Genomic DNA, 18,709 nt, shown 5'->3' on the forward strand with positions numbered 1-18,709 from the left:
CGAGCTGGATCGGCTGCGCTGTTCAACCTGCGCGGCGCGGACGTCAACTTCAACCCGGTGTTTGTCGCGCATGCGCTGATCGGCGTCGATCGCGTGACGCTGTTCGTCGCCGACGGCAAGGTGTCGCCGGCGCTGACCGCATCGCTTGCGCGCGACGGCGTCGACGTGCGTCCGTACGATGCCGCGCCGGCGGCGCTCGCGTCGCTGCCCGACGGCACGGCATTGCTGATCGATCCGCGCCGCGTGACCTACGGCACGCTCGAGGCGGTGTCGAAGGGTGTGACGCTCGTCGAGGCGGTCAATCCGTCGACGTTCGCGAAGTCGCGCAAGACGGCCACCGAGATCGAGCACGTGCGCGTGACGATGGAGCGTGACGGCGCGGCGCTCGCGGAATTCTTCGCGTGGTTCGAGCAGGCGGTGAACCGCGAGACGATCACCGAGCTGACGATCGAGGAAAAACTGACGGCTGCACGTGCGCGGCAACCGGGCTATGTATCGCCGAGCTTCGCGACGATCGCCGGCTTCAACGCGAACGGCGCGATGCCGCATTACCGCGCGACACCGGAATCGCATGCGACGATCGCCGGCGACGGCCTGCTGCTGATCGATTCCGGCGGCCAGTACGTCGGCGGCACGACCGACATCACGCGTGTCGTGCCGGTCGGAGCGGTCAGCGATCTGCAGCGGCGCGACTTCACGATCGTGCTGAAATCGATGATGGCGCTGTCGCGTGCGCGTTTCCCGCGCGGCATCCGTTCGCCGATGCTCGACGCGATCGCCCGCGCGCCGATGTGGTCGGCCGGGCTCGACTACGGTCACGGCACCGGCCACGGAGTCGGCTACTTCCTGAATGTGCACGAAGGCCCGCAGGTCATTTCGCACTACGCGCCGGCCGAGCCGCACACCGCGATGGAAGAAGGGATGATCACGTCGATCGAGCCGGGCGTGTACCGCCCCGGCAAGTGGGGCATCCGGATCGAGAACCTGGTCGTGAACCGCGCGGCGGGACAGACCGAGTTCGGCGACTTCCTCGCGTTCGAGACGCTGACGCTGTGCCCGATCGACACGCGCTGCGTGCTGATCGAACTGTTGCATGAAGAGGAGCGCGCGTGGCTGAACGCGTACCACGCGACTGTGCGCGAGCGGGTCGGCAGGCATGTGAGCGGCGATGCGAAGGCATGGCTGGAGGCACGCACGCAGCCCATTTGACGCGCCGTGTGGGTCGCGCGTTCGAGCGGTCAACCTGAGGGGAAGAGCATGGCGGACGTGGCAGTCATCGTGATCGATATGCAGCGCGGTCTGGTGCAGCGGGCGACGCCCGCGTACCGGCTGGACGATGTGGTGACCGGCATCAACCGGCTGACGGAGGCGGCGCGCGCGACGGGCGCGCCCGTCTGTTTCGTGCAGCATGACGGCGACGCGGACGACGACGTCGTGCCGCACACGCCGGGCTGGGAACTGCATGCCGGTCTCGTCGTCGCGGACGGCGACTGGCGCATCCGCAAGCGCATGAGCGATTCGTTCCACGAGACGCCGCTTGCCGGGATGCTCGAGCGCAGCGGCATCCGCACGCTGCTGCTGTGCGGCTACGCGACGGAGTTCTGCGTCGATTCCGCCGCCCGTCGCGCGGCGCTGCTCGGCTACCGGACAACGGTCGTGTCCGACCTGCATACGACGAACGAGCGTGCGCACCTGTCCGCCGCCGGGATCGTCGCGCATCACCATCACATCTGGGCGAACAACACGCTGTCGGGTAACGCGGTGACGCCGCGTCCGCTTGCCGACGTGCTCGCCACGGAGTTCGCATGACGATCAGGGCGGTCGTATTCGATTTCGGCGGCGTGCTGATCGATTGGCGTCCCGAATATGTTTACAGTCAGCTGATTCCCGACGAGGCCGAGCGCCGCTGGTTCCTCACGCACGTGTGCGGCATGGACTGGGTGATCAGGCAGGATGGCGGGCAGACGATCGAGGAGGGCACCGAGCAGCTTGTCTCGGCCTTTCCGGCGCATGAAGCGCTGATCCGTGCGTTCTATGCGCGCTGGCACGAGATGATCGGCGGCGTGCTCGACGAGGGCGTGGCGCTCGTCGAACGGCTCGACACGCAGGGGATGCCGCTGTTCGGGCTGACGAACTGGTCGGCGCAGACGTTTTCGTATGCGTGGGAACGCTTTCCGGTGCTGCGACGTTTCAAGGATATCGTCGTGTCGGGCCGCGTGAAGCTCGTGAAACCCGATCCGGCGATCTACCGTGTGATGCATGCGCGGATCGAGCCGCATTTGCCGGGCATCGCACCGCAAGAGCTCGTTTTCATCGACGACAACGCGAACAACGCCGCCGCCGCCACGGCGCTCGGCTGGCACGGCATTCACCATACGAGCGCGGCGGATACCGAAGCTCGGTTGCGCACACTCGGCGCGCTCGCCTGACTGACGGCGGGCAGGCGGCCCGAACCAGAAAGAAAAAAGCGGGCGCAGGGCCCGCTTTTTCGTGGCCGCGCGAGCGACGCCGCGCGGCCATGCACTGCCGGATCGCCGGTCAGCGGCTGATCGGCTTGTAGCGGATGCGCTTCGGCTTCGCCGCTTCTTCGCCCAGGCGCGCGCGCTTGTCGGCCTCGTACTCCTGGTAGTTGCCGTCGAAGAACACGACCTGCGAATCGCCTTCGAACGCGAGGATGTGCGTCGCGATCCGGTCGAGGAACCAGCGATCGTGCGAGATCACCATCACCGAGCCGGCGAATTCGAGCAGCGCATCTTCGAGCGCACGCAGCGTTTCGACGTCGAGGTCGTTCGACGGTTCGTCGAGCAGCAGCACGTTGCCGCCCGCGATCAGCGTCTTGGCGAGGTGCAGACGGCCGCGCTCGCCGCCGGACAGGTTGCCGACGTTCTTCTGCTGGTCGCCGCCCTTGAAGTTGAAGCGGCCGATGTACGCGCGCGACGGCGTTTCGTACTTGCCGACCGTCAGCACGTCGGCGCCGCCGGAAATTTCCTCGAACACGGTCTTCGTGCCGTCGAGCGCGTCGCGGCTCTGGTCGACATACGCGAGCTTCACGGTCGGGCCCATCACGATCTCGCCCGAATCCGGCTGCTCCTTGCCCGTCAGCATCCGGAACAGCGTCGACTTGCCGGCGCCGTTCGGGCCGATGATGCCGACGATCGCGCCGGCCGGGATCTTGAAGCTCAGGTCGTCGATCAGCATGCGGTCGCCGAACGCCTTGCTGACGTTCTTGAACTCGATCACTTCATTGCCGAGGCGGTCGCCGGCCGGAATGAAGATTTCCTGCGTTTCATTGCGCTTCTGGTATTCCTGGCTGCTCAGTTCCTCGAAGCGGGCGATACGCGCCTTCGACTTCGCCTGACGGCCCTTGGGATTCTGGCGCACCCACTCCAGTTCCTTCTTGATCGCCTTCTGGCGCGCCGATTCCGACGCCTCTTCCTGCTTCAGGCGATCTTCCTTCTGGTCGAGCCAGCTGCTGTAGTTGCCCTTCCACGGAATGCCGTGGCCGCGGTCGAGTTCGAGAATCCACTCGGCCGCGTTGTCGAGGAAGTAGCGATCGTGCGTGACGGCGACGACCGTGCCCGGGAAGCGCGTCAGGAACTGTTCGAGCCACTCGACCGATTCGGCGTCGAGGTGGTTGGTCGGCTCGTCGAGCAGCAGCATGTCTGGCTTTTCGAGCAGCAGCTTGCACAGCGCGACGCGGCGCTTTTCACCGCCCGACAGGTGCTCGATCTTCGCGTCCCACGGCGGCAGGCGCAGCGCGTCGGCGGCCACTTCGAGCTGCTGCTCGGGGCTGCCGCCGTCGCTCGCGGCCAGGATCGCCTCGTATTTCGCCTGCTCGGCGGAGAGTGCGTCGAAGTCGGCGTCGGGCTCGGCATAGGCCGCGTAGATTTCGTCGAGCTTTTTCTGTGCCTGGAAGATATCGCCGAGGCCTTCCTCGACCGCTTCGCGCACGGTCTTGGTCGGATCGAGCTGCGGTTCCTGCGGCAGGTAGCCGATGTTCAGGTTCGGCATCGGCGTCGCTTCGCCTTCGATGTCCTTGTCGACGCCCGCCATGATGCGGATCAGCGTCGACTTGCCCGAGCCGTTCAGGCCGAGCACGCCGATCTTCGCGCCCGGGAAGAACGACAGGGAAATGTCCTTCAGGATCTGGCGCTTGGGCGGCACGATCTTGCCGACCCGGTTCATCGTGAAAACGTATTGGGCCATGTGCTTGAGAAAGTCAAAAGTTGAGGCCGCCGCGCTGCGTGACCGCATGGCGGCGTCGGATGATTCGGTCTGGAGTGTGCCGCGTGTCGTGCGGCGCGATCGCCGCGTATCGGCGGCGCAGGCGGCTATTGTACTTCGCCGCGGGGGACGGCTGGCGCGATGACCGGATGCAACGAGGTTGGGATGCCGTTGCAGGGCGGGGCGTGTCGCATTGCGTCCTGAGGCTGACGCGGGCGATGCCACATGCGGCTGCGGCGAAGCAGCGCGGCAAGGCGCGGCGGCGAACGGGCTTGTGCCGGACAGCAGTCCGCGCCACGTCATCGGCCGGAACGGGCGGCCTGTCCGCGGCGCGGGAAATCGTCTTGCGCAGAGCAACTGTTGTATCGATTAACGTCGATGCAACAAGTGGTTCCGTCGAGACCGATCAATTGGTTCTTAGTGAAGGGCCATCCGATGCTTACACTGGAACACTTTGAAGGCGGCTGGACGCCACGCCGACGGGAGGACGTCGCGGCATGTGTCCAGTGTGACCGGTGATTTTTTGCACACGCGGTCGGCGCACGCAGTTCGCGGATTGGCGTTCCGCACGCTTCCCGATCGACAGCGGGCAGGGCATCCGGCAGGCGCGCGATGCACGCAGCGCGATGCCCGGTTCGACAACAATAACGATGCGAACGCCGCCTTCACGCCATATCCGGTTGTACCGGAACCGTTTTTTGGAGGGAGACATGAAAGGTAGTCAGACAGGCCTGGGTACTGGCCTGAAGCAGCGTCACGTCACGATGCTGTCGATCGCGGGCGTGATCGGCGCGGGGTTGTTCGTCGGCTCCGGCCACGCGATTGCGGAAGCCGGACCGGCAGCGCTGATCGCCTATGCGATCGCAGGCGTACTGGTCGTGCTGGTGATGCGCATGCTCGGCGAAATGGCCGTCGCGCATCCGGACAGCGGCTCGTTCTCGACCTATGCCGATCGTGCGATCGGCCACTGGGCAGGCTTTACGATCGGCTGGCTGTATTGGTGGTTCTGGGTGCTGGTGATCCCGATCGAGGCGACCGCTGCCGCGACGATTCTCCACGCATGGTTCCCCGGTACTGCGACGTGGATCTTCGCGCTTGGCATCACGTCGGTGCTGACGCTGACCAACCTCTTTTCCGTCAAGCACTACGGCGAATTCGAATTCTGGTTTGCGCTGGTCAAGGTCGTCGCGATCGTCGTGTTCCTGTGCATCGGCGGTGCGGCGCTCGTCGGGCTGCTGCCGGTGCCGAACGTATCGGGCGTGTCGAATCTGTTTGCGCACGAAGGCTTCATGCCGAAGGGGGCCGGTGCGGTGCTCGCGGCGATGCTGACGACGATGTTCTCGTTCCTCGGCACCGAGATCGTGACGATCGCGGCCGCCGAATCCGACAACCCGCGACGCCAGATCGTGCGGGCGACCAACTCGGTGATCTGGCGCATCACGCTGTTCTATCTCGGCTCGATTCTCGTCGTCGCGGCGATCGTGCCGTGGAACGATCCGCTGCTGCCGACGCACGGCTCGTATCAGCGCGCGATGGAACTGATCGGCATTCCGCACGCGAAGGCGATCATCGACGTGATCGTGCTGGTGTCGGTCGCGAGCTGCCTGAACTCGGCGCTGTACACCGCGTCGCGGATGCTGTTCTCGCTGTCGAAGCGCAAGGACGCGCCGGCGTTCCTGCACCGCACCGATTCGACCGGCACGCCGCGCGCGGCGGTGCTGGCATCGACCGCATTCGGCTTCCTGACCGTGATCGCCAACTACCTGATGCCGGAACACGTATTCAGCTTCCTGCTCGCGACGTCGGGCGCGATCGCGCTGCTCGTCTATCTCGTGATCGCCATCTCGCAACTGCGGATGCGCAAGACGCTCGAGGTGAGCGGGGCGGATCTGACGCTGCGGATGTGGATGTTCCCGTGGCTGACGTGGGCCGTGATCGTGTTCATTTGCGGCACGCTGACGGTGATGCTGGTGAGCGAGGATCACCGGATGGAGATCGGGGCGACGGCGTTGCTTGCGCTGATCGTGCTGGCTGCCGCATGGCTGAACAAGCGCGACCGCGAGGCGCAGGCCGGCGCGGGGCAGCGGGTGTCGGTGACTTGATGCAGTGGGCGGGCGGGTGCGCGAGCGCCCGTCAGCCGCAATCCGGAGATGTGCCCGGAAACGCTATTTGGTAGCTGTCGCCCATTGTCGAGGACTGACCCAGTGACCTGCCGGGCGATTTTCGGACCAGTTGAAACCAATGCGATTCGGCCACATTCGAGTCTGGCCTACCTGACGCCCAACGAGTTTAAGCAGCGGTATTGTTCAACTGAAGCAACCGAGGCCGTTCTCCAAGATTGAAGTGGCCCGAAGAAACCAGGCAGGTCAAGACGCAAGATTGAAATCGGATCGGTATGATTTTTATCGAACCATTCGGATTGGACATGAGGCGGTGAGCCGAACGTGAATCCGTTGAAAGTCCCAGAAGCATGGAAGGCGGTTATTTTTGTATTTTTCCGGGAATGCGACGGGCGGCAGTCGCGCAGCCTGATTTGCAACAAAAAAGCCCGCAACCCGAAAGGGTTTGAGATGAACCCCGAAAGTTGGACGGTTCAAGAATGCCAGGCCAACAAGGGCTGAGTTCTGTACTGCACAGGACTCGGCCCTTTTAGTTTCAGCCGGCCTCGCTCATGCTCGATACCCGCCTCACGCCGCTGGAGCGCAATGGATGGCAGGTTCTGTGCATGCTGCGTTCGGCAGAAAACATCAGCCCGCTGGCGAACCGGGGGCAGTTGCGTCGCTATTTTGCCTCCACCCCGCTGGGACAGCGGGCCGGGTCAGAGGGACTGTTTACCCCGTCGCGATCTCACTGCATCAACGACCGCTTGCAGGACTCCACGGGAATCCGAGAGCGAACACGTATCATGTGGATTCTTTCGCACTGTTTGCTCCGCGACTTTCTCGTGCCACAGTCTTCGCCTTCCCCTTCCCCCTCCCGTCCTCCGGTCATCGTCTGGTTTCGCGACGATCAGCGTCTCGCCGACAATCCCGCGCTCGAACATGCCGTTGCCACGGGCCACCCTGTCGTGTGCGTGTATGTCCACGACCCTGAGCCGCTGAATATCCGGCAGCCCGGTGCCGCAGCACGCTGGTGGCTGCGCGAATCGCTACATGCGCTCGATACCGCGCTCACGGCACTGGGCGGAAAATTGACTGTGCTTCGCGGTCCGGAACGGCGGGTGATCGAAGACTTTGCCGTGGAAATCGGCGCGAACAAGGTGTTCTGGAATCGCAGGTATTCCGCAATGCAACGCGAAACCGATACCGCGATCAAATCGGCACTGAAAGAACGCGGCATTTCGGTGTTGACCTTCAACGGCCACCTGCTGCGCGAACCATGGACCGTGGCCACGCGAGACGGCCGCCCGTTTCAGATTTTCAGCGCATACTGGCGCGCGGCACGCAAGGAATACGCTCCCGAAGTACCGCGCCCGATGCCGCAACGCGTCGAATTCTATCCAGTGCCGGAAAACGTGACGGCACGCGTGAAGGATCTGTCCGCACTGGCGCTTCAACCCTGCGCGCCCGACTGGGCCGGCGGGCTACGCGAAACATGGCAATGCGGCGAGCAGGCAGGACAACATCAGCTGGATTTGTTTCTGGCGAGTGCGCTGGCACGTTACTCCAGCGAACGGGACATCCCTGCGATGCACGTAACCAGCCGCCTGTCGCCGTATCTCCGCTTCGGCAATCTCTCGGTTCGGCAGGTATGGCATGCGGTGCTGCTGGCGACGCGCACGAGTCACTGCACCGGCAACCCACGAACTGCATCCATCGCGGATGCCAGTGTGGGCAAATTCCTCGACGAACTGGGTTGGCGCGAGTTCTCGTACTATCTGCTCTATCATTTTGCGCCGCTGCATCAGGTGAATTTCAAACGGCAATTCGACGCGATGCCGTGGCGTGCCGATGCCCGGGAACTTCGCGCCTGGCAGCGCGGCGAGACTGGCTATCCGCTTGTCGATGCCGGCATGCGCGAACTCTGGCGGACAGGCTGGATGCATAACCGGGTGCGTATGGTGGCCGCATCGTTTCTCGTCAAGCATCTGCTCATCGATTGGCGGGAGGGGGAGGCCTGGTTCTGGGACACGCTCGTGGACGCGGACGAAGCGAGCAACCCCGCAAACTGGCAATGGGTGGCCGGCAGCGGTGCGGATGCGGCGCCGTACTTTCGCATCTTCAACCCCGTGCTGCAGGGCCAGAATTTTGACCCGCAGGGCGACTACGTGCGGCACTGGATACCTGAACTCGCGGGCTTGCCCGGTTCATCTATCCATGCGCCATGGCACGCACAGCCTGCACAGCTGGCGTCCGCTTCAGTTCGGCTCGGCCATGATTACCCGTTACCGGTGGTGTCCCACCAGGAGGCGCGTGAACGGGCGCTTAAGGCTGTGGAAGGACTGCGCGAGCATGCGCGTTGAGTGACGGATAGCACCGGCTCAAATTCATCCGGACGCAGCATGGGGGACGCCTCGCGCCCTCCTTCAAGCGTTCGAACGTCATGTCACGCGGGGGGCGCGCGAGGCGATGATGGACTTCCTGTCTTCGTCAGGCCCCACGGCCACCCTCGTCAGCGGTATCGGAAGATCCGTTTTTTCTGTGCGACGTGTTCCCGTCGTCTTGCGGACCATTCGGCATGAGGTTCTCCGGGGGACGTTCGGGCGAATGATCTGCCTAGCCGGTGATTCGCATCAGCGATGCAACGTAGGTTCTCGGAGGCCGTCAATGGCGGATGACGGCGTGCGTGCGATGAACGGCCATTAGCGATGGGTGGCTACTGTGACTCGCGTGTCTATGGGGCGAATGCGAAAGTGGGTTTTCGGGCATCGTTGGACTCCACTGTGGGGAGAAATCCCCCCACGGTTGAACACGCGTAACCCCAACGATACCCCCGATTTTTCCAGATGCGGATCAACAATAGGCAACCTCAGTAAGCCGTATTTCAATCACAATCCATTGATTTGAAATGGAATGCATTGCCTGACAAGCGCTACTGAGGCCCACTGAGTTCCACGAAAAATCGTCAGACGTTAAACAGGAAGTTCATCACGTCGCCATCGTGCACGACATATTCCTTGCCTTCCGCGCGCATCTTGCCGGCTTCCTTCGCGCCTTGTTCGCCCTTGAACGCGATGAAGTCGTCAAACGCGATCGTCTGTGCGCGAATGAAGCCGCGCTCGAAGTCCGTATGGATCACGCCGGCCGCCTGCGGTGCGGTATCGCCGATATGGATCGTCCATGCACGGACTTCCTTCACGCCCGCGGTGAAGTACGTCTGCAGGCCGAGCAGCTTGAAGCCCGCGCGAATCACGCGATCGAGGCCCGGCTCATCCATACCCATGTCGGCGAGGAACGCTTCCTTGTCCGCATCGTCGAGATCGGCGATTTCCGCCTCGATCGCCGCGCACACCGCCACGACCGGCGAGTTCTCCGATTCCGCGTACTTGCGCACCGCGTCGAGGTGCGGGTTGTTCTCGAAGCCGTCGTCCTTCACGTTCGCGACGTACATTGCCGGCTTCGCCGTGATCAGGCAGAACGGCTTGAGCAGCGCCTGCTCGTCGTCCGACAGCGCGAGGCCGCGCACCGCCTTGCCCTGGTCGAGATGCGCGCGCACCTTCTCGAGCACCGCGGCGAGCTTCACCGCTTCCTTGTCGTTGCCCGACTTCGCGGCCTTCGAGTAGCGCGTGAGCGCCTTCTCGACCGTCCCGAGGTCGGCAAGCGCGAGCTCGGTGTTGATCACTTCGATGTCGTCGATCGGGCTCACCTTGCCGGCGACGTGGATGACGTTGTCGTCCTCGAAGCAGCGCACGACGTGCGTGATCGCGTCGGTTTCGCGAATGTTCGCGAGGAACTGGTTGCCGAGGCCTTCGCCCTTGCTTGCACCCGCGACGAGGCCCGCGATGTCGACGAACTCGACGACGGCCGGCACGATGCGTTCGGGGTTGATGATTTCGGCGAGCGCCTTCAGGCGCGTGTCAGGCACTTCGACGACGCCGACGTTCGGCTCGATCGTGCAGAACGGGTAGTTTTCGGCGGCGATGCCGGCCTTGGTCAGCGCATTGAACAGGGTGGACTTGCCGACGTTGGGCAAACCGACGATGCCGCATTTGAGGCTCATGGGATCCTTCGAATGGGTGAAGCGGCGCAGCCGGGCGGAGCGCGGCGGCGCGGGACAAGGGGGGGCGGCCGTCGCGCTGCGACCGGCCGGCTTTCAAAGGCGCTATTGTACCGTGCCGCCGGGCCGGTTTCCGCCTGCCGACCGTTCGGCAGCCTCCGCCGGCGCCGGGCGCAGCCGTTCCTCTGATTTCGCGCAAAGTCCCGGCCGCATAAGGGTTTGGCCCCGCGGCTATAATGCCCGCCATGACTGCCCACCATACTTTTGACGTCGCCGTGGTCGGCGGCGGGCTCGTCGGCAAGACGGCCGCGCTCGCGTTGACCCAGTCCGGCTACAAGACCGCGTTGCTCGCCCAGGCCGCCACGCCGCGCCCCGCCAATCTCGCCTTCGATACACGCGTCTACGCGCTGTCGTCCAGTTCGCAGGCGCTGCTCGAGCGGCTGCGCGTCTGGCAGGCGCTCGATCATGGCCGGCTCGCACCGGTCTATGACATGCGCGTCTACGGCGACGCGCAGGCCGAGCTGCATTTCTCCGCCTATCAGGCATCGGTGCCGCAGCTCGCGTGGATCGCCGAGTCGTCGATGATCGAAACGTCGCTCGACGCCGCGCTGCGCTTCCAGCCGAACCTGACGTGGTTCGACGCGCGCGCACAGGGCCTCGACGTGCGCGACGAGGCTGCCATGCTCACGCTGTCGTCCGGCCAGGTGCTCGAAGCGAGCCTGATCGTCGGTGCGGACGGCGCGCATTCCTGGGTGCGTTCGCAAATGGGGGCCAAGGTCGAGCGCCGCGATTACCGGCAAACCGGCGTCGTCGCGAACTTCAAGGCGTCGCTGCCGCACCGCGAGACGGCGTATCAGTGGTTCCACGAAGGCGAGGTCGTCGCGTTGCTGCCGTTGCCGGACGGCCACGTGTCGCTCGTCTGGTCCGCGCACACTGCACATGCGGATGATCTGCTCGCGTACGATCCCGCGCGGCTCGCGGCGGAAGTCGAGCGGGTGTCGCACGGCAAGGTCGGCTCGCTCGAATGCGTGACGCCCGCGGCGGGTTTCCCGCTCGCGCTGCAGACGGTCGACAAGTTGATCGCACCGCGTGTCGTGCTGGTCGGCGATGCGGCGCATCTGATTCATCCGCTGGCGGGGCAGGGGATGAACCTCGGCCTACGCGACGTCGCGGCGCTCGCCGATGCGATCGCGCACAAGGAAAGCTTCCGCGACCTCGGCGATACGGTGCTGCTGCGCCGCTACGAGCGCTCGCGCCGCGAGGACATCCGCGCGCTGATGGTCGCGACCGACGGCCTGCAACGCCTGTTCGCGGTGCCCGGCTCGTTCGCGAAGGCCGTGCGCAATGCGGGCATGGCGTTTGTCGGCGCGCAGCCGCTCGTCAAGCGCCTGCTCGTGTCGGCGGCGCTCGGCTGAACGAACCTTCGTGCGCTGCCTCGGTCGGATAGGTTCCCGTTACGGCGTACACTGTGACGTGCATTCCGATTGAGCTGAAGGAAGAACCGAATGAAAAAAACGATCCGGATCGCCTCGCTGGCGCTGGCCGTCGCCGCGGCGACCCTTGGTTGTACCGCGCAGGCCGATCAGACCACCGACAAGCTGAAAGCCACGCTGCAGAGCCGCCTCGGCAGCGATGCGCCGATCAAGAGCGTGTCGAAATCACCGGTCGCAGGCCTTTACGAGGTCAACCTCGGCACGCAGATCATCTACAGCGACGCGGCGGGTGACTACGTGATGCTCGGCGATCTGGTCGATACGAAGAGCCACAAGAACCTGACCGAGGCGCGTCTCGCGGAAATCAACAAGATCGATTTCGCGAGCCTGCCGGTCGCGAATGCGATCAAGGTCGTCAAGGGCAACGGCGCGCGCAAGATCGCCGTGTTCTCCGATCCGAACTGCCCGTACTGCAAGAAGCTCGAAACGACACTGCAGTCGATCGACAACGTCACGGTCTACACGTTCCTGTATCCGGTGCTGTCGCCGGATTCGACCGCGAAGTCGAAGGCGATCTGGTGTGCGGCCGATCGCGTGAAGTCATGGGAAGGCTGGATGCTGGACCATCGCGCGCCGGCGAATGCCGCCAACTGCGACACGAGCGCGCTCGACAAGAATCTCGCGCTCGGCCGCGGGATGAACGTCACCGGCACGCCGACGATCTTCCTGCCGGACGGCCGCCGTTTGCCGGGCGCCGTATCGGCCGAGCAGCTGAATCAGGCGCTCGCTTCGAGCAAGTAACATGCCGCGGGCCGCCAGGTCCGCCGACGAGGGGCGCCCGTGGTTCCGGCCCGGCGCCTCTTGTCGTTTCCGCCGCCGTTTTCCCGACCGACCTTCACGATGAAAAAGCCGATCCGCTATTCGATTGCTCCGAAAGATCCCGCCGCGCACCTGTTCGAAGTCACGGTGACGGTCGACGAACCCGATCCCGCCGGGCAGCGGTTTTCGTTGCCGGTGTGGATTCCCGGCAGCTATCTCGTGCGCGAGTTCGCGCGCAACATCGTGACGCTGCAGGCATTCAACGATGCCGGGCGCAAGGTGCGGATCGCCAAGACCGACAAGCACACGTGGCAGGCCGCGCCGGTGAAGGGCGCACTGACGTTGCGCTACGACGTTTATGCGTGGGATCTGTCCGTGCGGTCCGCCTATCTCGACGACAGCGGCGGCTTCTTCAACGGCACCGCGGTGTTCCTGAGCGTCGCCGGCCAGGAGGATGCGCCATGCGACGTCGATATCGTGAAGCCGAAGGACACGGCGTTTCGCCACTGGCGCGTCGCGACCGCGTTGTCCGAGGCGCGCGGCACGAAGCGCTACGCGTTCGGCGCATACCGCGCGGCGAACTACGACGAGCTGGCCGACCATCCGGTGACGATCGGCGAATTCGCGCTCGCGACGTTCGACGCGCACGGTGTTCCGCATGACATCGTGATCGCCGGACGCGTGACGCAGCTCGATATGGAGCGCCTCTGCGCGGACCTGAAGCGCGTGTGCGAAGCGCAGATTGCGCTATTCGAGCCGAAGTCGAAAAAGGCGCCGATGGATCGCTACGTGTTCATGACGCTTGCCGTCAGCGACGGCTACGGCGGCCTCGAGCATCGCGCGTCGACCGCGCTGATCTGCAATCGCACCGATCTGCCGGTGAAGGGGCGTCCGGAGACGTCGGAAGGCTATCGCACGTATCTGGGCCTGTGCAGCCACGAGTATTTCCACACGTGGAACGTGAAGCGCATCAAGCCGGCCGCGTTCGCGCCTTACGACCTGACGAAGGAAAACTACACATCGCTGCTGTGGCTCTTCGAAGGCTTCACGTCGTACTACGACGATCTGATGCTGGTGCGCAGCGGGCTGATGTCGCAAGACGAATACTTCGCGGCGCTCGGCCGCACGATCGGCGGTGTGCTGCGCAGCCGCGGCCGCCTGAAGCAGAGCGTCGCGGACAGCTCGTTCGACGCGTGGATCAAGTATTACCGGCAAGACGAGAATGCGACGAACGCGATCGTCAGCTACTACACGAAGGGTTCGCTCGTCGCGCTCGCGTTCGATCTCGCGATTCGTGCGCAGTCGCGTCACCGCAAGTCGCTCGACGACGTGATGCGGCTGCTCTGGCAGCGGTACGGCCGCGACTTCTATGCGGGCAAAGCGTCGGGCGTCGGTGAGGACGAGGTCGAGGCGCTGATCGAGGAAGCGACCGGCGTCACGCTCGGCCGCCTGTTTGCCGATGCGGTGCACGGTACGCGCGACCTGCCGCTCGCCGAGTTGTTCGAGCCGTTCGGCGTGACGCTCGCGCCGGATCCGGGCGCGAACGGCGCGCAGTCGAAACCGTCGATCGGCGCGCGCCTGCGCGGCGGCGCGGACTGCACGCTGGCGGCGGTCTACGAGGACGGTGCTGCGCACAAGGCCGGCCTGTCGGCCGGCGACACGCTGATCGCGATCGACGGCCTGCGGGTGACGGGGACGAATCTCGATGCGCTGCTCGCGCGCTACCGGCCGGGCGACAAGGTCGAACTCCATGCGTTCCGGCGCGACGAGCTGCGCACCGCGAAGCTGAAACTGGATGGCCCGGAGATCCTTCGCTACAAGCTCACGGCGCAGCCGAAGCCGGCGGCGCAGCGCACGGCGCGCGAAGGCTGGCTGAAAGGCTGAGCGGGGCGGCTTTCCTGAATCGGGGCGAGATCGTGGATTGTTCTGTTACTGCAACAATCCGTCGCCCTGAACCCGCTTTTTCGCGACGAAGCGGACACGCACAATGGCGTCACTCGCGCTGCTGAAGCGCAAACTCTCTCGGAGCCTGACATGACGACCATTCTGCAAATCAATTCCGCAGCGCGTTCGCAAGGCGCGCAATCCACGCTGCTCGCCGACGAGCTGACGGCAAAGCTGCAACAATCGAACCCCGGCGCGAAGGTGGTGGTTCGCGATCTGCTGGCCGACGCGCTGCCGCACCTCGACGAATCCGTGCTCGGCGCATTCTTCACGCCGGCTGACCAGCGCAGCGCGGAGCAGAATGCGATCGTCGCGAAGAGCGATGCGCTGATCGCCGAACTGCGAGCCGCCGACATCGTCGTGATCGGCGCGCCGCTGTACAACTTCGGCGTGTCGTCGCAGCTGAAGTCGTACTTCGACTGGATCGCACGCGCAGGCGTGACGTTCCGCTACACGGAAAACGGCCCGGTCGGCCTGATCGAAGGCAAGAAGGTGTATGTGGTGTCGGCACGCGGCGGCAAGTATGCCGGCACGCCGAACGACAGCCAGACGCCGTTCCTGCGTTCGTTCCTCGGTTTCCTCGGCATGACCGACGTGACCTTCATCTTCGCCGAAGGCCTGAACCTGGGGCCGGATGCGCAGAGCGCGGGCCTGGCCAGCGCACGTGAGGCGATCGCCGCCGCGTGACGCCGGTTCCGGCGGGCTGCATGTCCGCCGGCGAATAAAAAACGCCGCGTACCGGAAGGTGCGCGGCGTTTTTGCGTTCAGCGGACGGCTGGCGCGAAGCGGCGTGCGTTACGCGAGCGTCGCGGCTTCGTCCGGCAGCCGCCAGTCGATCGGCGTGCGGCCCTGCTCGACGAGATAGTCGTTCGCGAGCGAGAAGTGACGGCAGCCGAGGAATCCGCGATGGGCGGAAAGCGGCGACGGATGCGGCGCTTCGAGCACGTAATGCGCCTGGGTATCGAAGAGCGCGCGCTTCGCCTGCGCGTGTGCGCCCCACAGCATGAACACGAGCCCGCGATGGCGACGCGCAAGTTCGCGGATCAGCGTGTCCGTGCATTGCTCCCAGCCGCGTCTGGCATGGCTTGCAGCCGCGCCCCGCTCGACGGTCAGCACGGTGTTGAGCAGCAGCACGCCCTGGCTGGCCCACGTGTCGAGGCAGCCGTGACGCGGCGTGGCGTGGCCGAAGTTCGCGGCGATTTCCTTGAAGATATTGCGCAGCGACGGCGGCGGCTTGACCGCCGGCGGCACCGAGAATGCGAGACCGTGCGCCTGCGGCGTGCCGCGGTCGTCGCCGTGGTACGGATCCTGGCCGAGGATCACGACCTTCACGTCGTCGGGGCGCGTCAGCCGCAACGCACGGAATACGTCGGTCGGATAGACGGTCTTGCCCGCCGCGCGCTCGTCGTCGACGAAGCGGCACAGGGGGGCGTATGCGTCGCTGTCGACGAACGGCTGGAGCACATCGCGCCATTCGGCCGGCAGCGCGTCGAATTGCGCGGCGAGATGCAGGACGCTGTCCGGCGCGTGCGGTGCGTCCGCCAGCGCGGCAGACGCGACGGGCGTGACCGATGCCGCCGGTTTGACGGGCTCCGAAGGCGCGGGCGCGGCCGGCTCTGGATCGTCGAAAAGCGACGCCTGCTGCGGCATGCGGGAAGAATGTCGGGTTGCCATGCGTCGATTATTGCGCGCGCAGCCGGTAGCCGCGCTGCGCCTTGCTGAGGTTGTCGGGCGCGAGTCCGGGCAGCGCGCGTTGCAATTCGCCTGCAAGCGCCTGCAGCGCCCCTTCGTCGCCGTCGATCAATTCGAGTTCGATCTCGCTGATCGGTTCGCGGCGGGTTTCCTGGCCGACCTGCGCGACGATCTCGCCGATGTCGACCGCGGCTTCGACGGTCGCGCCTGCCACGGCGATGCGCCACAGCGTGCGCGAAAAATCGGTGCGGAACAGCGCCTGCAGGGCGGGCGCGGCGGCGCGCAACGCAGCCGCGGCTTCCGGCACGTCGCATGCGGCGACAAGCGCGTCGATCTCGAGCGCATCGCCCGCGACGGGCAGCTCCCATTCATGCCGGCAATGCAGGCCGCTTTCTGCCGTGCCGACCGTCTTGAACGTCTGCAGCCAGCCTTGTGGCGCGCGGCGCACGCGCACCGCGCTTTTCGAGCGCGCGAGCGCGAGATCCGGCGTGTCGAAGTACACGTTGGCCAATGCGATCTCGCGGCCGGCGTCGCCGGTGCGCTCGGCAAGGAAGCGTCGTGCCGCATCGGCCTGATCCGCCGGCAGCGCCAGCTTGATTTCCGTTTCGATCGCCATCAGAAGAACATCCGCGCGAGTTCGGTGCCCGGGTGTTCGGCGCGCATGAATGCCTCGCCGACGAGGAACGTGTTGACGTTCGCCGCACGCATCGCATCGACGTCGGCGCGCGACAGGATGCCCGATTCCGTCACGACGATCCGGTCCTGCGGAATCATGTCGAGCATGCCGAGGGTTGTCTGGATCGTCGTCTCGAACGTGCGCAGGTTGCGGTTGTTGATGCCGATCAGCGGCGTCCTGAGCGTCAGCGCCTGTTCCATCTCGTCGCGGTTATGCACTTCGACCAGCACCGCGAGCCCGAGCGAATGCGCATACGCTTCGAGATCCTGCATCAGCGGCGTATCGAGCGCGGCGGCGATCAGCAGGATCGCATCCGCGCCCATCGCGCGCGCTTCGAGGATCTGGTATGCGTCGACGATGAAGTCCTTGCGCAGCACCGGCAGCGTGCAGGCCGCGCGGGCTTCTTCGAGATAGCGCACGCTGCCCTGGAAAAACTGCTCGTCGGTCAGCACCGACAGGCACGCGGCGCCGTGCGACGCATACGAGCGCGCGATGTCGGCCGGCACGAAGTGCTCGCGCAGCACGCCCTTCGACGGACTGGCCTTCTTGATTTCGGCGATGACGGCTGCATCGCCGGCTGCGTGCTTCGCACGGATCGCGCCGACGAAGTCGCGCAGGTCGCGCACGGACGCGTCCAGCTTCAACGCCTCGAGCGGCGTGATGCGCATGGCTGCCGCGACTTCTTCGCGCTTGACGGCAATGATTCGTTCGAGAATGTCGCTCATGAATGAGATCTCTGCTTGATTCGGATTCGAATTCGAAAGGGCGGATCAGCGCTTGAACTGCTGCGTAAACCGCACCAGTTCGTCGACCTTCGCGCGCGCCCGGCCGCTTGCGATCGCCTCGCGGGCGATCTGGATGCCGTCGGCGATCGACGCCGTGACATTCGCCGCATACAGCGCCGTCCCGGCGTTCAGCGTGACGATCTCGCGCGCGACGCCCGGCTGGTTGTCGAGCGCGCCGAGCAGCATCGCGCGCGATTCGTCGGCATTTTCCACCTTCAGCGAGCGGTTCGACACCATCTGCAGGCCGAAGTCCTCCGGATGGATCTCGTATTCGTGCACTTCGCCGTCGCGCAATTCGCCGACGAGCGTCGCGGCGCCGAGCGAGACCTCGTCCATGCCGTCCTTGCCGTAGACGACGAGCACGTGCTGCGCACCCAGCCGCTGCATCACGCGGACCTGGATGCCGACGAGATCGGGGTGGAACACGCCCATCAGCTGATTCGGCGCACCGGCCGGGTTCGTCAGCGGGCCGAGAATGTTGAAGATCGTCCGTACGCCGAGCTCGCGCCGCACCGCGGCGATGTTCTTCATCGCGGGGTGATGGTTCGGCGCGAACATGAAGCCCATCCCGGTCTCGGCGATCGATGCCGCCACCTGTTCCGGCTGCAGGTCGATGTTGACGCCGAGCGCCTCGAGCACGTCCGCGCTGCCGGACTTGCTCGACACGCCACGGTTGCCGTGCTTCGCCACTTTCGCGCCGGCCGCGGCCGTGACGAACATCGTCGCGGTCGAAATATTGAACGTGTGCGAGCCGTCGCCGCCCGTGCCGACGATATCGACGAAGTTCGAGTTGTCCGCCACCTGCACGTGGTTCGCGAATTCGCGCATCACGGTCGCGGCGGCGGTGATCTCGCCGATCGTTTCCTTCTTCACGCGCAGGCCGGTGATGATCGCGGCGGCCATCACCGGCGACATGTCGCCGCGCATGATGAGCCGCATCAGATGCAGCATCTCGTCGTGGATCTGTCCCGAGCGATGCA

Annotated in this window: 16 protein-coding genes; 10 read left to right on the forward strand and 6 right to left on the reverse strand. The window is 65.1% G+C overall.

Annotated elements, in window-relative coordinates; translation table 11 throughout:
• The 3 genes from KH616_RS09080 to KH616_RS09090 form a co-directional block, all read left to right on the forward strand.
• Positions 1-1,209, forward strand: a 1,209-nt coding sequence (locus tag KH616_RS09080) for an aminopeptidase family protein P (RefSeq protein WP_292242049.1), incomplete at its 5' end; no start/stop codon positions are given.
• Positions 1,210-1,257: 48 nt separating this feature from the next.
• Entirely contained in the window at positions 1,258-1,809 is a 552-nt protein-coding gene (locus KH616_RS09085; protein WP_292242051.1) for a cysteine hydrolase family protein, read from the forward strand.
• Positions 1,806-2,429, forward strand: a complete 624-nt coding sequence (locus KH616_RS09090) for an HAD-IA family hydrolase (RefSeq protein WP_292242053.1) — start codon at positions 1,806-1,808, stop codon at positions 2,427-2,429. The genes KH616_RS09085 and KH616_RS09090 overlap by 4 nt, the downstream gene beginning before the upstream one ends.
• Before the next feature lie 109 nt (positions 2,430-2,538).
• Here KH616_RS09090 and ettA read toward each other — a convergent pair whose 3' ends face one another.
• Positions 2,539-4,206 carry an energy-dependent translational throttle protein EttA gene (gene ettA / locus KH616_RS09095; protein ID WP_292242055.1) on the reverse strand — a complete coding sequence of 556 codons (1,668 nt, stop codon included), beginning with the start codon at positions 4,204-4,206 and terminating at the stop codon, positions 2,539-2,541.
• Between the two features lie 728 nt (positions 4,207-4,934).
• On the opposite strand from ettA, the gene gabP reads away from it, so the two are divergent.
• The 3 genes from gabP (at position 4,935) to KH616_RS09110 (ending at position 8,686) form a co-directional block, all read left to right on the forward strand.
• Entirely contained in the window at positions 4,935-6,326 is a 1,392-nt protein-coding gene (gabP, locus tag KH616_RS09100; RefSeq protein ID WP_292242058.1) for a GABA permease, read from the forward strand.
• Positions 6,327-6,668: 342 nt separating this feature from the next.
• Entirely contained in the window at positions 6,669-6,845 is a 177-nt protein-coding gene (locus tag KH616_RS09105; RefSeq protein ID WP_292242060.1) for a hypothetical protein, read from the forward strand.
• Positions 6,846-7,129: 284 nt separating this feature from the next.
• Positions 7,130-8,686, forward strand: coding sequence for a deoxyribodipyrimidine photo-lyase (locus KH616_RS09110; protein WP_292242080.1), 1,557 nt, complete (start codon positions 7,130-7,132; stop codon positions 8,684-8,686).
• A gap of 602 nt (positions 8,687-9,288) precedes the next feature.
• Here KH616_RS09110 and ychF read toward each other — a convergent pair.
• Positions 9,289-10,383, reverse strand: a complete 1,095-nt coding sequence (gene ychF / locus KH616_RS09115; protein ID WP_292242062.1) for a redox-regulated ATPase YchF — start codon at positions 10,381-10,383, stop codon at positions 9,289-9,291.
• A gap of 233 nt (positions 10,384-10,616) precedes the next feature.
• Here ychF and KH616_RS09120 point away from each other — a divergent pair, with 233 nt between their 5' ends.
• The 4 genes from KH616_RS09120 to KH616_RS09135 all read left to right on the forward strand — a co-directional run bounded on the left by KH616_RS09120 (position 10,617) and on the right by KH616_RS09135 (position 15,263).
• A complete protein-coding gene (locus KH616_RS09120) occupies positions 10,617-11,795 on the forward strand; it encodes a UbiH/UbiF family hydroxylase (RefSeq protein ID WP_292242064.1) in 1,179 nt (392 codons plus the stop codon).
• A 90-nt stretch (positions 11,796-11,885) separates the two neighbouring features.
• Positions 11,886-12,614 (forward strand): DsbC family protein, encoded by a 729-nt coding sequence (locus tag KH616_RS09125; protein ID WP_292242067.1) that lies wholly within the window; start codon positions 11,886-11,888, stop codon positions 12,612-12,614.
• Positions 12,615-12,713: 99 nt separating this feature from the next.
• Positions 12,714-14,516, forward strand: coding sequence for a PDZ domain-containing protein (locus tag KH616_RS09130; protein ID WP_292242069.1), 1,803 nt, complete (start codon positions 12,714-12,716; stop codon positions 14,514-14,516).
• 150 nt (positions 14,517-14,666) lie between these two features.
• A complete protein-coding gene (locus tag KH616_RS09135) occupies positions 14,667-15,263 on the forward strand; it encodes an NAD(P)H-dependent oxidoreductase (RefSeq protein ID WP_292242071.1) in 597 nt (198 codons plus the stop codon).
• A 108-nt stretch (positions 15,264-15,371) separates the two neighbouring features.
• Here the strand turns inward: KH616_RS09135 and KH616_RS09140 are convergent, their stop codons facing one another.
• The 4 genes from KH616_RS09140 to trpD are packed head-to-tail and all read right to left on the reverse strand — an operon-like array spanning position 15,372 to position 18,692.
• On the reverse strand, positions 15,372-16,250 hold the full coding sequence (locus KH616_RS09140) for a uracil-DNA glycosylase (RefSeq protein ID WP_292242073.1): 879 nt from the start codon (positions 16,248-16,250) through the stop codon (positions 15,372-15,374).
• Positions 16,251-16,257: 7 nt separating this feature from the next.
• Positions 16,258-16,884, reverse strand: a complete 627-nt coding sequence (locus KH616_RS09145; protein ID WP_292242075.1) for a CYTH domain-containing protein — start codon at positions 16,882-16,884, stop codon at positions 16,258-16,260.
• Positions 16,884-17,669, reverse strand: coding sequence for an indole-3-glycerol phosphate synthase TrpC (gene trpC / locus KH616_RS09150; RefSeq protein ID WP_292242078.1), 786 nt, complete (start codon positions 17,667-17,669; stop codon positions 16,884-16,886). Before trpC ends, KH616_RS09145 begins: the two co-directional genes overlap by 1 nt.
• A 45-nt stretch (positions 17,670-17,714) precedes the next feature.
• Positions 17,715-18,692, reverse strand: a complete 978-nt coding sequence (gene trpD / locus KH616_RS09155; protein WP_292242081.1) for an anthranilate phosphoribosyltransferase — start codon at positions 18,690-18,692, stop codon at positions 17,715-17,717.
• Between the last annotated feature and the right edge of the window lie 17 nt (positions 18,693-18,709).

Source organism: Burkholderia sp. (assembly GCF_018375725.1).
Lineage (GTDB): Bacteria > Pseudomonadota > Gammaproteobacteria > Burkholderiales > Burkholderiaceae > Burkholderia.